Origin of the sequence: Mesorhizobium sp. NPDC059054 (assembly GCF_042739215.1) — a bacterium.
Lineage (GTDB): Bacteria > Pseudomonadota > Alphaproteobacteria > Rhizobiales > Rhizobiaceae > Mesorhizobium.
The window spans coordinates 588,192-602,143 of sequence record NZ_JBHYHV010000001.1; the positions used below are offsets into that span (position 1 = coordinate 588,192).

Sequence of the window (13,952 nt, forward strand, 5' to 3'; positions counted from 1 at the left end):
ATGGGAGACGATGAGTTCAGACTAAAACTCGGCACAATTGGATCGCGCGGTTCGACGGCCGGTAAGCGCTACGCCGGTCAAATCCGAGTTGCGATAAACAGAGCCGGCGGCAAGCACACACGCAGAGGACGCCGCTTCACTGGAAGCCGGATTGGCCGGGGAGGCGCAGCAGCAGCCCTCCTTCAATCACGGGACCAGTATGCCTCCTTCAAGCAACGGCGCGTCATCGTCAAGGCTCAAGTGTTCAAGCTGGCTGGAAGAGGCGCCTACGGAGTGCGTGCGCATCTGCGCTACCTCCAACGCGACGGCGTCACTCGGGAAGGGACACGGGGCGAGCTCTATGGGGCAGGCAAGGATCACGTTGATGGCAAAGCCTTCATCGATCACGCAAACGGTGACCGGCATCAGTTCCGCTTCATCCTCGCACCTGAAGACGGCATCGAATACGAAGAGCTCAGGCCGCTGACACGACGACTGATGGTGCAGATGGAAGATGATCTCGACACGAGGCTCGACTGGGTTGCTGTCGACCATTTCAACACAGGTCATCCGCACACACATATCATTCTGCGGGGCAAGGACGAATACGGTGACGACCTAATCATCGCCCGCGGTTATGTTTCTGTCGGCCTGCGCGAACGTGCCGCCGAACTGGTGAGCCTGGATCTCGGTCCTCGCACCGATCGGGAAATCGAACAGCGCCTGCGCCAGGAAATGAATCAGGAACGCTTCACCAGCATCGACCGCCAACTGCTGCGCATGCGTAACGATGACGGATTTGTCTCGTCGGATTATCGCGATGCCTTCCGCCAGACCCTGCACCGGGGGCGCTTGCGCAAGCTCGAGCGGATGGGGCTGGCCGAAGAAATCGATGCCGCTCGTTGGCGGCTCGATGATGGATTGGAAAGCACACTGCGTCACATCGGCGAGCGGGGTGACATCATCAAGACCATGCACCGTGAATTGATCGGGAAAGGCCTTGCTCGCAGTGCCGCGGATTATGTCGTCCACAGCCAGCAGGCGCGGGACAGGAAACCTGTAGTTGGTCGAGTTATCGCGCGTGGGGCAGCCGACGAGATCCAGGATCGGCACTATCTTATCGTTGATGGTGTGGACGGCAAAAGCCACTATATCGACATCGGCAAAGGCGAGACAGTCGAACCGACGCCAGAAGGCTGTATCGTCCGCGTCACGTCTCGCAACACCGAGCCTCTGCAGGTCGATTGGACCGTTGCGGCCATCGCCGTAAGAAACGCCGGGTGCTATAGCGCCGACATCCATTTGAAGCACGATCCGACCGCAACTGAGAGCTTCGCCGATATGCATGTGCGGCGCCTCAAGGCAATTCTGCGTGTCACAGGCAGCATCAAGCGTGAGCCGGATGGGACCTGGACCATCGCGCCGGAACATCTGAAACGCGTCGCGGACTACGAGCAACGGTGCGCGAGAGCGGAGCCTGTTGTTGTTGACAAGCTGTCCTCATTGCCGCTGGAGCGGCAGGTCAGTTTCGATGGTGCCACATGGATCGATCGGGAGCTGGTTTCCAGTACGCCAGAGACGTTAAGCCAATCGGGCTTTGGTCGTGAGGTCCGAGAAGCACAGGCGCGGCGGCAGCGATGGCTGATTGAGCAAGGCTTTGCGGCTGAGGCACGGGAAAGAGGAATCTATCGCGCCAACATGATTTCTGCCCTGCGTCAGCGCGAGCTGAATCGCGTTGCGAGGCAACTGTCCGAGGAGTTGGGCCTGCCTTATGCTGAGATCCGGAAGGGAGAACGAACAGAAGGCACGCTACGTCAATCCGTCGAGTTAGCCGCCGGTAGATATGCTGTGGTCGCGAGGTCGCGCGAATTCACCCTCGTGCCGTGGCGACCCATGCTGGAGCGGCACCTGGGCAAGCATATCTCCGGAGTCGTTGGTGAGGAGGAGATTTCATGGTCGATCGGTCGGAAACGAAGTGGGCCAAATGTTTCGTAACGACCGTGTGTCATTGTCGGTGAACGGCTGCTGAGCGAAGCCATTCGCGATGACTGAAGCGCTTCAGGTGTTGCTAAGTTGTGAGCGCAAGATCGGCGGCCAAGATGCCTCACAACAGCGTTGCCTTAGGAAAACGAAGGGTTGATCTGCCTGATCGCACATACGCGCATGTGAGGCATCTTCGTCACTCGTGAACGCCACGCCATGCTGCCTCCGATATGACCGAGGCCATTGCATGACCCCAACGAAGCTTCTTGTCGGCCAGATAGTTGTCGTGCTGGCAATCGTTGTTCTCGGCGTCTGGGCTGCAACGCAGTGGTGCGCGTTCATGCTAGACCACCAGCCACAACTCGGGCCTCCCTGGTTTCTGATAACTACCTGGCCGATCTATAAGCCATGGAAACTGTTCGAATGGTGGTTCCATTTCGACGCCTATGCGCCGGAAGTTTTTGACAAGGCCGGCGCTCTAGCCGGCTTCAGCGGCTTCCTGGGCTGCGCTGCGGCGATCGCTGGTTCGCTTTGGCGCGCGCGGCAGCGGGGCCTGGTCACCACTTATGGCTCCTCCCGATGGGCCAACACGCAGGAGATCGCGCAAGCCGGGCTGTTCTGGCCAGCCGGCGTGTTTCTGGGCAAGTTGAACGAGCGATACCTCCGCCACGACGGCCCCGAACATGTCATGGCCTTTGCGCCGACGCGTTCGGGCAAAGGCGTCGGACTGGTCATTCCGACGCTTCTTTCCTGGACCGGCTCGACCGTCATCCACGATATCAAAGGCGAGAACTGGCAGCTGACGTCCGGCTGGCGGTCGAAGTTCTCGCACTGCCTTCTGTTCAATCCAACCGATCCACGATCGGCGCGCTACAACCCGTTGCTTGAGGTCCGCAAGGGCCTGTCTGAGGTTCGCGATGTGCAGAACATCGCCGACATCCTGGTCGATCCCGAAGGCGCGCTTGAGCGGCGCAATCACTGGGAGAAGACCAGTCATTCCCTGCTGGTCGGCGCCATATTGCACGTGCTCTACGCCGAGGAGGACAAGACGCTTGCCCGTGTCGCGACCTTCCTGTCGAATCCACAACGCTCGTTTGCCACGACACTACAGCAGATGATGACTACCAATCATCTCGGCACACCCGATCGTCCGAAGGTGCACCCCGTGGTGGCCTCTGCTGCGCGCGAAGTGCTGAACAAATCGGAGAACGAGCGCTCCGGCGTGCTCTCCACCGCGATGTCGTTCCTGGGGCTTTATCGCGATCCGACCGTAGCAGCGGCCACGTCAGCTTGCGATTGGCGCATCGCCGATCTCATGGACGCCCATCGACCGGTGTCGCTTTACCTGGTCGTGCCGCCGTCGGACATCTCACGCACAAAACCGCTGGTACGGCTGGTCCTCAACCAGATCGGCAGGCGCTTGACAGAGCGGCTGGAAGGCGATCCAAAAAAGAGCCGCAAGCATCAATTGCTGATGATGTTGGACGAGTTCCCGGCGCTTGGCCGCCTCGACTTTTTCGAGACAGCACTGGCCTTCATGGCAGGCTACGGCATCCGCGCCTATCTGATCGCACAGTCCCTGAACCAGATCTCAAAAGCTTACGGCGAAAACAACGCCATCCTCGACAACTGTCATGTGCGCATCGCCTTTTCCTCCAACGATGAGCGCACAGCCAAACGCATTTCGGATGCTCTCGGTACGGCAACGGAACTGAGATCCATGCGCAACTACGCCGGCCACCGGCTGGCGCCTTGGCTGTCGCACGTGATGGTAAGCCGCCAGGAGACTGCGCGACCGTTGCTCACGCCTGGCGAGGTCATGCAATTGCCGCCGACTGATGAGCTGGTCCTGGTTTCGGGTCTGCCGCCGATCCGCGCGAAGAAGTTGCGCTACTACCAGGACCGGAATTTCGTCGAGCGGGTGCTGCCTGCGCCCTCGCTGGGCGAGGGACCTTATGTGGATCGTCCTGCATCGCGCTCCGATGACTGGACGGGACTGATATGCGGCGTAGATCGCCGTCTCGCGGGAGAGAGCGAAGTGGCCGGCGGGACGATTGACGAGGAAGGCGGCGTTCAGCAGCAGCGCCACCCTGGCCTGCCGGAAGAGCGTCCTGTCGTTGCTGACGAACCGGAGCAAGACGATCTGTTCAAGCCAGCCGACGATGACAGCGAGGCGGCAGCCGACAAGCGCGTGATGGACCGGATTTCCAACGTCTCACGGGCCTACGGCCTCAACGAGGGCAAGGGAGATGAGAAGGACATCATCCCGGGCTTCTGAGCCAAAGCGCATTTCGGCGTAGATAACGGCCCTAAGCATTTTTCGGTCTCTGGCCGATGCTTGTTCCCGCCGCCAGCACCTGCCGGCTTTTGGAACGAACTGATATGAAACCGAGCCGCATTCGCCATCAGTTTTCGCTCGACGCCGAGCTAAGCGAGGAACTGGTAAACCTCAGCCGCAATCCCTCCACCACCAAGTCCGCGATCCTGGCAAAGGCGGTCAAAAACCTTGTCGAGCAGCGCGGCGAGAACGAGCTCGACCGGCGTTACGGCATCCGGCTCGATCGGCTTTCCCGCGATCTTGGGCATGTCAGGCGTGATGTCGAGATCATCCTGGAAAGCCTTGCGCTCTTCATCCGCTTTTCCATCACGCTCCATGCCCATACGCCGGTCCCCGACAAGGCCACGCAGGCAATTGCCCTGGAGCGTTTCGACAAGTTCGTCGAACAGGTTGGCCGCCAGATCGCTTCCGGAAGACGTTCGCTCGACAAGGATCGCGGCGAGGGAGGCGAAGGATGAATTCCGAGGCCGACCTTCGCCGACGCTCCATGCTTCGCACTGCCATGGGGGCGGCGATTACCGAAGCGCTTGCCGATCCAACGGTCATCGAGGTGATGGTCAATCCCGATGGTGCGCTACGGCTCGACAGGCTGGGCGACGGGCGGATCGAGACCGGCGTCAGTATGCACCCTTCCGAAGCTGAGCGCATTATTCGCCTGGTCGCTTCCCATATCCGGGCCGAGACGCACCAGGACAACCCGATCGTCAGTGCCGAGTTGCCCTCAGGCGAGCGCTTTGAGGGTCTGCTGCCTCCGGTCGTCATCGCGCCATGTTTTGCCATCCGCAAGCCTGCGGCAAAGCTCTATTCGCTGGCCGACTATGTGGCTGACAAGATCATGCTGCCGGTCCAGGCGGACGCGCTGAAGAAGGCGGTTCGCGAGCGCCGCAACATCCTGGTGGCCGGCGGCACGTCGTCGGGCAAGACAACGCTTGCCAATGCTCTGCTGGCAGAAGTCGCGGCATGTGATGAGCGGGTGATCTTGATCGAGGACACGCGCGAGCTGCAATGTGCTGCAAAGGACTGCGTGGCGTTGCGCACGAGGAGGGGGTCGGTCACGCTCGCCGATCTCGTTCGTTCGACGTTGAGGCTGAGACCCGACCGCATCATTGTCGGTGAGGTTCGAGGTGCCGAAGCACTCGATATGCTGAAAGCATGGAACACCGGCCATCCAGGCGGCATCGCCACCGTCCATGCCAACTCCGCGCATTCCGCCCTCTACCGTATCGAGCAGCTTGCCCAGGAAGCCGTCATCACGGTTCCGCGCCGTCTCATCGCCGATGCCATCGACCTGATCGTCTTCATCGCCGGTCGCGGAGCTGCGCGCCGCATCGATGTGATCGCCGAGGTCTCCGGTCTCGACGGTAACGGCGACTACGCCGTCTCCCAGCTCACGTTTCCGCAACTCCAGCAGTTTTGAAGGGAATTTTGATGCGCAAGAGGCTTGGCTTTCTCTCATCGATCGCGCTCGCGTTTCTGCTGACGCAGTCCGCCTACGCTGCCGGTTCCGGCATGCCTTGGGAGCAGCCGCTGCAGCAGATCCTGCAGTCGGTTCAGGGGCCGGTGGCGAAGATCATCGCGGTGATCATCATCATCACCACAGGCCTGGCACTGGCTTTTGGCGATACGGCAGGCGGGTTCCGCCGGCTCATCCAGATCGTCTTCGGCCTGTCGATCGCCTTTGCGGCATCGAGCTTCTTCCTCTCGTTCTTCTCCTTCGGCGGCGGAGCGCTGGTCTGATGGTCTCTGGCGGACAGCATATCGAAGGTTTCGAGGTTCCCGTTCACCGGGCCGTGACCGATCCGATCCTGTTGGGCGGAGCACCACGTGCCGTGGCGATCCTCAATGGCACTGTGACGGCCGCTATCGGTCTCGGCCTGCAGCAATGGATTGCCGGACTGGTGCTCTGGATCGTCGGTCACACGCTGGCTGTCTTTGCGGCAAGGCGCGACCCGGACTTCGCCAGCGTTCTTGTCCGCCACCTTCGCCAGAAGGGGTGGCTGTCATGCTGAGCCTTTCGGAATACCGCAGGAAGGCCGACCGGCTTGCCGACCATTTGCCCTGGGCCGCATTGGTCGGCCCCGGCATCGTGCTCAACAAGGACGGGAGCTTCCAGCGCAGTTTCTTTTTCCGGGGTCCGGACCTCGAAAGCGCAACCGAAGGCGAACTCGTCGGGATTTGCGCGCGCGCGAACAATGCGCTCAAGCGACTGGGTTCTGGCTGGGCAATGTTTTTTGAAGCCGAGCGTTTTGAGGCTCTCGGATATCCTGCATCGCGTTTCCCCGACGCGGCCTCCTGGCTGGTCGATCAGGAACGGCGTGTGGCCTTCGAAGGCAAGGTCGCGCATTTCGAGAGCCGCTATCGCCTGACCTTGCTGTTCATGCCGCCACCGGACGGGCAGGCGAGGGCCGAAAGCGCTCTCCTCGAGACGAACCGTCTGGAAGGCGAACGGAACTGGCGACAGGAACTTGAGCGATTCCGCGACGAGACGAACCGTGTCCTTGATCTGCTTTCGAGCTTCATGCCTGAAGTGCGTGCGCTCGATGACGCGGAGACCTTGACCTACCTGCACGGAACGATCTCACCGCGCCGCCATCCGGTCGCCGTGCCGGAAGTGCCGATCTATCTCGACGGCCTGCTGGTCGATGCGCCGCTAACCGGCGGACTGGAGCCGATGCTGGGCGAGCAGCATCTGCGCACGCTGACGGTGCTTGGTTTTCCGAACCTTACCCGCCCCGGGATCCTCGATGCGCTCAACCACCAGGGTTTCGCATACCGCTGGATGACGCGGTTCATTCCGCTCGACAAGGCGCAAGCCACGAAAACGCTGACACGGTTGCGCCGGCAGTGGTTTGCCAAGCGCAAATCGATCGCCGCCATCCTGCGCGAGGTCGTGACCAACGAACCGGTTCCGCTTGTCGACAGCGACGCCGACAACAAGGCGCTCGATGCCGATGCTGCCCTCCAGGCACTCGGTGGCGACCATGTCGGCTTCGGCTATCTCACCACTACGGTGACGGTGTCGGACATGGATCACCAAGCCGCGGCGGAGAAGCTGCGCACAGTCGAGCGCATCATCAACGGGCTCGGCTTCACGACGATCCGCGAAAGCGTCAACGCGGTCGAGGCCTGGCTCGGCTCCTTGCCGGGCCACGTCTACGCCAATGTGCGTCAGCCGCTCGTCCATACGCTGAACCTTGCCCATCTGATGCCGTTGTCGTCGGTCTGGGCAGGTCCAGCCACGAACGAGCACATCGCCAAGGTAACCGGTCAAGAGGCGCCGCCGCTTCTGATTGCCGAAACCAGCGGATCGACACAATTCCGGCTTTCCACACACATCGGCGATGTCGGACACATGCTGATCGTTGGCCCGACTGGCGCTGGCAAATCTGTCCTGCTTGCGCTGATTGCCCTGCAGTTCCGCCGCTACGCCGGTGCGCAGGTCTACGTCTTCGACAAAGGCAATTCAGCGCGCGCGGCAACGCTTGCCATGGGCGGCGAACACCATACGCTCGGGGCGGATGCAGCACTTTCCTTCCAGCCCCTACACGGTATCGACGACGACGCCACGCGCAGTTGGGCGGCTGACTGGATCGCCGGCCTGATCGCGCACGAAAATGTTGCCGTCACACCTGAGGTGAAGGAGGCGATCTGGTCGGCATTGATCAGCCTTGCCAGCGCGCCGGTCCACGAACGCACGCTGACCGGCTTCTCGGTGCTGCTCCAGTCCAATGCGTTAAAATCTGCTCTTATGCCATACACGCTCGATGGACCGCTCGGGCGGTTGCTCGATGCCGAAGAGGATCGGCTTGCGCTGTCAGATGTTCAGTGCTTCGAGACCGAAGAGCTTATGCATCAGCAAAGTGCGGTGCTGCCGGTGCTCACCTATCTCTTCCATCGTCTCGAGAAGCGGTTCGATGGCCGCCCGACACTGCTCGTCCTCGACGAAGCCTGGGTCTATCTCGACAACCCGATCTTTGCCGCCCGCATTCGCGAATGGCTGAAGGTGCTGCGCAAGAAGAACGTGTCGGTCATCTTCGCCACCCAGTCGCTTGCCGACATCGCCGGCTCGGCAATCGCGCCCGCGATCATCGAGAGCTGCCCGCAGCGTATCTTTCTTCCCAATAATCGAGCCGTGGAGCCGCAGGCGCGGACCGCCTATGAGCGCTTCGGGCTGAACGAGCGGCAGATCGAACTGGTCGCCCGCGCCACGCCGAAACGGCACTACTACCTGCAATCGCACCGCGGTAACCGACTGTTTGAGCTTGGGCTCGGGCCGATTGCGCTCGCGCTCTGCGGCGCCTCCGATCCGGCAAGTCAGCTCCTGATCGAGGCCATCCTGTCCGAGCACGGGTCGGATGGTTTTGCCGCCCACTTACTGAATGCGCGCGGCCTTGACTGGGCCGGCGAACTTCTTCGGCAATTTCCTCAACCACTCAAGGAGTGACCGCCATGATGCGTCGCCGTTTTCTATTCGGCCTGATCGCCGTTTCCCTGCTTGGCCAGCCGATGGCCGGTTACATCCGGCAGGCTCACGCTCGGATCGTGTTCGATCCATCGAATTATGCGCAGAACGTGCTGACGGCTGCGCGCTCGCTTGAGCAGATCAACAACCAGATCCAGTCGCTGCAGAACCAGGCGACCATGTTGCAGAACATGGCGCGCAATCTTCAGCGCCTGGATTTTTCTTCACTCAGCCAGCTTACCGGCGCTCTTCATCGCATCGACGGGCTGATGGAGCAGGCGAGTGGCCTGAGCTTTGATCTCGACACGCTACAAGGACAATGGCGCAGCCAATATCCCGAGAGCTATGATGCCTCGATCAAGGCCAGCGATGTCGCCGGTGCTGCCCATGGGCGATGGCAAAGCGCCATGCAGGCGTTTCGCCAGACCATGAATGTGCAGTCGCAGATCGTCGAGAATGTGCGCGGCGACGGCGACCTGCTTGCCGATCTTGTCACCCGCAGCCAGGGCGCGACCGGCGCCTTGCAGGCAAGCCAGGCGACCAACCAATTGATCGCGCTTTCGACCAAGCAGCAGATGCAGATTCAGACGCTGCTCGCGACGCAGTTTCGAGCGGAGGCCGAGGATGCCGCGCGCAAGGCGCAATCCGAGGAGGCGGCTCGCGAAACGACCAAGCGCTTCCTGGGAACCGGCACAGCCTATCGCAGCAACTGATCGGTGATTTTAATACGAGCGAGGCGGCGGCATGAACGATCTCGGCGTCATCGATCGCTTCATGCAGACCTTCATCCGCTACATCGACAGCGGGTTCGGTCTGCTTTCGGGCGACGTCGCCTTTCTCACCACCATCCTGATCGGAATCGACATCACACTCGCGGGCCTCGGCTGGGCGCTCGGTGGTGAGCCCAATGTCCTCGGCCGGCTCGTGCGCAAGGTGCTCTATGTCGGCGTCTTTGCCTACATCCTGAACAACTTCAAAAGTCTCGCCGACATCATCTATCGGTCATTTGCCGGTCTTGGCATCCATGCGTCCGCCGGCAACCTCTCCGCGGACAGTCTGCTGCGACCGGGCCGCATTGCCGCGACCGGTTTCGAGGGCGCCTGGCCGCTGCTCGAACAAGCGAGCCAGTTGCTAGGTTTTCCAGAAATCTTCGGCAACGCGCTCACCATCTTCGTACTGCTGGTGGCCTGGTTCCTGGTCGTCATCGCCTTCTTCATTCTGTCCATCCAGCTCTTCATCACCATCCTGGAGTTCAAGCTCACCACGCTCGCAGGTTTTGTCCTGGTGCCATTCGCACTCTGGGGCCGTTCAGCGTTCCTGGCCGAACGCGTGCTCGGCAATGTGATCTCCTCGGGCATCAAGGTGATGGTGCTCGCCGTCATCGTCGGCATCGGCTCTACGCTGTTCGGCGAGTTCGCGTCCGCGCTCCAAGGCAAAGAGCCGGACCTGGCCGCGGCCATGTCCCAGGTTCTTGGCGCGCTGGCGTTGCTTGGCCTTGGCATCTTCGGGCCCGGCATTGCGTCGGGTCTCGTGTCAGGTGCGCCTCAGCTCGGCGCTGGTGCTGCTCTCGGTACCGGCGTGGCGGCGGCCGGTGCTTCACTTGTTGCCGGAGGTGCTGGAATGGCCGGTGCGCGCATGGCAACCGGAGGCGGTCTCGCCGCAATCCGTGCCGGCACGACCATGGGCTCGGCGGCGTCCAGTGCCTGGCAGATGGGGCAGGCGACCTCGTCCGGTGGCGGCCTATCCGGCGTGGCTGCAGGACTGCACGGCGTGGGCGGTGCCGCAGGAGGTGCTGCGATGCAGACAGCGCGATCTGCCGCAGGCATGTTCGGACGCAGTTTTGATGCCGGGCGGGAAGCTGCCTGGACGGCGACCGGTGGCAAACCAACCGCTTCGATGGCCGAAAACCCGGATGCCGGCACGCCCGATGCCACCCCGGCGTGGGCGAGACGCCTGCGCTCGGAACAGACCGCCCGTGCTCATCGCCATGCCGCCATCCAGGCCGTTCGAGACGGCGACAGGGGAGGTGGCGGCGCCAACCCATCTCTCCACGACAAGGAAGACTAGATGCTCTTCAAGCGACCCGTTCAACGTTATGGCAGGACACCGGAGCCGGTAACGCCGTATCAAAAGGCTGCCCAACTCTGGGACGAGCGCATCGGCTCCTCCCGTGCACAGGCGCGCAATTGGCGGCTGATGGCGATCGGCTGCCTGGCTTTGGCATCCGCGCTCTCAATTGGGCTGCTCTGGCAGTCGATGCAGAGCCGCGTCGTGCCTTATGTCGTCGAAGTGAATCGCTTTGGTGAAGCCCGTGCCGTTGCTCCCGCCATTCAGGACTACGTCCCGGACGATGCTCAGATCGCCTGGCATCTTGGCCGCTTCATCCAGAATGTGCGTTCCGTGTCCACCGATCCGGTTCTGGTCCGCCAGAACTGGCTGGCTGCTTATGACTTCGCCACCGATCGCGCAGCACTTTTCCTGAATGAATACGCCAAGGCGAACGATCCGTTCGGTCAGATTGGGACCCGCAGCGTGTCCGTGCAGGTGACGAGCGTTGTGCGGGCCTCCGACAATTCCTTCCAGGTTAAATGGACGGAACAAGTCTTCGAGCGCGGCAGCCTCACCAGCACGACGCGCTGGACCGGGATCCTTGCCACCGTGATCCGGCCGCCGCGGAACACCGATCAGCTGCGCAAGAACCCACTTGGGGTCTTCATCAACGCCATCGACTGGTCGCGCGAGCTCGACAGCGCCGCGCCCACATCCGTTTCTCCCAAGGAGCCCGCCAATGAGAACGAGTAGCGTATCGGTCCCAGCCGCCCTGATGCTGTCCGCATCGGCTCTTTGCGCCTGTGCCTCCAAGCCGGTGCCTCCACCTGAAATCTCCTACGACGCTGCCGACTTCAAACCGGCAGCGATCGAGAAGCTGCCGGAAAGGCCGGTCAAGATCGTCGAGGTACCGAAGCCGCTGCCACTTCCCGGTCAATTGCAGCCGGACCCAGGCAAGGCCGCCGCGGAAAAGCGCTCTCCTGAGGAACGCGTTGCCGATGCCAACAAGGCGGCCACGCAACAACCCACGCGACACGGTTACATCAATGCGGTTCAGGTATACCCCTATGCCGAAGGTGCGCTCTATCAGCTCTACGCCGCACCTGAACGTGTCAGCGATATCGCGCTGCAGCCGGGCGAAAAGCTGACTGCCGTCTCTGCTGGCGACACGGTGCGATGGGTCATCGGTGATACCGTCAGCGGCACGGGAGACAACCAGCGCACCCATGTGCTGGTAAAACCCTTCGCGGCGGGACTTACCACCAATCTGGTGATCACAACGGAACGCCGCACATACCACCTGCAACTCCAGAGCACCGAAAAAACCGCGATGGCGGCAATCTCCTGGACCTATAGCGAGGACCAGCTCGTGGCGCTGCGCCAGCGCAATGCTCGCGCCGAAGCGGCCTCGCCGGTGGCATCGAATGTTGCGCTGGACAACATTCGCTTTCGCTATGCCATTACCGGCGACACGCCGCCTTGGCGCCCGGCACGCGCCTTCGATGACGGCAGCAAGGTCTACATCGAATTCCCGCGTCGCATCGATCAGGGCGAGGCACCGCCGCTCTTCATCGTCGGACCGGACGGCGGCAACCAGCTCGTCAACTATCGCGTTCGCGGCAACTACTACATCGTCGACCGCCTGTTTGCCGCCGCTGAACTGCGGCTTGGCACCAAGAAGCAGGAAGTGGTCCGCATCACCCGGACCGATGGCAAGCCGCGGCGCACGTCCTTCTTCGCCCGCTCCAGCCGGGGAGGGTGAGTTCATGGCTGATCCTTCCCGCACTGAGGCTCGACCGAAACTGGATCCCGAGCAGTTGCAGTTGCGAGGCTCGCCGCGACGGGCTGTGCGGTTCAGGCGTGGTATCGTCGTCGCGATCGCAGCCGTTGGTTCCGCCACGATCTTCGGCGTGACCATGTTCGCGCTGCGCGGACCGGCACTGCGCCTCAAGCAGCAGGCTGAAGAGCTTTACAACACCGATCGCAAGCCGACGGCTGAAGGCCTGGAAGCCCTGCCCAAGGACTATTCCGGGATCAAGCCGAGGGCCCCGGTGCTTGGACCGCCATTGCCCGGTGATCTCGGCCGCCCGATCCTCGAGCACCAGCGCCAGCTCGGCATTGCACCAGGAAACGCTGGTTCCGAAGAGGCTCAGCGTCAAGCTCAGCAAGCAATCGAGGCACGAGAGTCGAAAGTGTTCTTCCAGATCGAAAACCGTTTTAGCCAGGCGGCAAGGGATCGAGGCCAGGATGTGCAGGAGCTCCCCAATCCCTCACCGCCATCGGGTACGGCGGCCGTGTCAGCTTCTGTAGCTCCGGCTGAAGGTGATCAGAGCAATCAGCAACGCAAACTCGATTTTGTCGGCCAGCAAAGCAAGGACGGCATCTACAATCCGCACGCATTGCAGACGCCGGCTTCGCCTTACCAGGTGATGGCCGGCAGCGTGATCGCGGCAAGCCTGATCACAGGCATCAATTCCGATTTGCCGGGCCTGGTCGTCGCGCAGGTCACCGAAAACGTGCACGACACCGTCACTGGCAACATCCTGCTCATTCCACAAGGTTCGCGATTGATCGGCACCTATGACAGCGTCGTCGCCTTCGGACAAAAGCGTGCGCTTCTGATCTGGCAGCGCATCTTGATGCCGGACGGCTCATCGATCGAAATCGACAATCTGCCGGCGACGGATACCGCCGGTTATGCCGGTCTCGAAGACGAGGTCGACTTCCATACCTGGCAACTGATCAAGGGCGTCGCGCTGGCGACGCTGCTGGGTGTCGGCACCGAACTCAGCCTCGGCGACAACGAGAGCGATCTGGTCAAGGCAATCCGCGAGTCTGCCCAACAAAACGTCAGCCGGGCGGGTCAGCGTATCACCGAGAAAAACCTGGATATTCAACCCACGATTACGGTCCGTCCCGGCTGGCCGCTGCGCGTCATCGTGCACAAGGATCTTGTGCTGCGGCCCTATTCCATCGCGGAGCGGGAGTAGAACGGTGTCGCAGAATATTCATTTTTTTCGGTGGGTATTGGCGCCAATGCAGTTCGGCCTATCCTTCTTGCGATGCCGGGCATCTGCGCGGTGGGTGACTACGGCTATGTGAGGCTGCGAAACAAGCTTCAGTTCACCGAAGCAGGCACCG

General features: G+C 61.6%; 12 protein-coding genes. All 12 read left to right on the forward strand.

Annotation, left to right across the window (positions count from 1 at the left end; translation table 11 throughout):
- The 12 genes from rlxS (at position 1) to ACFWXH_RS02875 (ending at position 13,801) form a co-directional block, all read left to right on the forward strand.
- On the forward strand, positions 1-1,974 hold the full coding sequence (rlxS, locus tag ACFWXH_RS02820) for a relaxase/mobilization nuclease RlxS (protein WP_379117327.1): 1,974 nt from the start codon (positions 1-3) through the stop codon (positions 1,972-1,974).
- 235 nt (positions 1,975-2,209) lie between these two features.
- Positions 2,210-4,240, forward strand: coding sequence for a conjugal transfer protein TraG (locus ACFWXH_RS02825; protein WP_379117329.1), 2,031 nt, complete (start codon positions 2,210-2,212; stop codon positions 4,238-4,240).
- Between the two features lie 104 nt (positions 4,241-4,344).
- Positions 4,345-4,758: a CopG family transcriptional regulator gene (locus tag ACFWXH_RS02830; protein WP_379117331.1), complete on the forward strand. Its 414-nt coding sequence runs from the start codon at positions 4,345-4,347 to the stop codon at positions 4,756-4,758.
- Positions 4,755-5,717 carry a P-type conjugative transfer ATPase TrbB gene (gene trbB, locus ACFWXH_RS02835; protein WP_379117333.1) on the forward strand — a complete coding sequence of 321 codons (963 nt, stop codon included), beginning with the start codon at positions 4,755-4,757 and terminating at the stop codon, positions 5,715-5,717. The genes ACFWXH_RS02830 and trbB overlap by 4 nt, the downstream gene beginning before the upstream one ends.
- Positions 5,718-5,728: 11 nt before the next feature.
- Entirely contained in the window at positions 5,729-6,037 is a 309-nt protein-coding gene (locus ACFWXH_RS02840; RefSeq protein ID WP_379117335.1) for a TrbC/VirB2 family protein, read from the forward strand.
- The gene (locus ACFWXH_RS02845; protein ID WP_379117337.1) at positions 6,037-6,309 is read left to right on the forward strand and encodes a VirB3 family type IV secretion system protein; all 273 of its coding nucleotides are present in this window, start codon (positions 6,037-6,039) and stop codon (positions 6,307-6,309) included. Before ACFWXH_RS02840 ends, ACFWXH_RS02845 begins: the two co-directional genes overlap by 1 nt.
- Positions 6,303-8,744, forward strand: a complete 2,442-nt coding sequence (gene trbE, locus ACFWXH_RS02850) for a conjugal transfer protein TrbE (protein ID WP_379117339.1) — start codon at positions 6,303-6,305, stop codon at positions 8,742-8,744. The genes ACFWXH_RS02845 and trbE overlap by 7 nt, the downstream gene beginning before the upstream one ends.
- Before the next feature lie 5 nt (positions 8,745-8,749).
- The gene (gene trbJ, locus ACFWXH_RS02855; RefSeq protein WP_379117341.1) at positions 8,750-9,475 is read left to right on the forward strand and encodes a P-type conjugative transfer protein TrbJ; all 726 of its coding nucleotides are present in this window, start codon (positions 8,750-8,752) and stop codon (positions 9,473-9,475) included.
- 31 nt (positions 9,476-9,506) lie between these two features.
- On the forward strand, positions 9,507-10,829 hold the full coding sequence (gene trbL / locus ACFWXH_RS02860; protein WP_379117343.1) for a P-type conjugative transfer protein TrbL: 1,323 nt from the start codon (positions 9,507-9,509) through the stop codon (positions 10,827-10,829).
- A complete protein-coding gene (gene trbF, locus ACFWXH_RS02865; RefSeq protein WP_379117345.1) occupies positions 10,830-11,564 on the forward strand; it encodes a conjugal transfer protein TrbF in 735 nt (244 codons plus the stop codon).
- Entirely contained in the window at positions 11,551-12,573 is a 1,023-nt protein-coding gene (trbG, locus tag ACFWXH_RS02870) for a P-type conjugative transfer protein TrbG (RefSeq protein WP_379117347.1), read from the forward strand. Before trbF ends, trbG begins: the two co-directional genes overlap by 14 nt.
- Positions 12,574-12,577: 4 nt before the next feature.
- Complete coding sequence (locus ACFWXH_RS02875; RefSeq protein ID WP_379117349.1) at positions 12,578-13,801, forward strand: TrbI/VirB10 family protein; 1,224 nt, start codon at positions 12,578-12,580, stop codon at positions 13,799-13,801.
- The last annotated feature ends 151 nt before the right edge of the window (positions 13,802-13,952 follow it).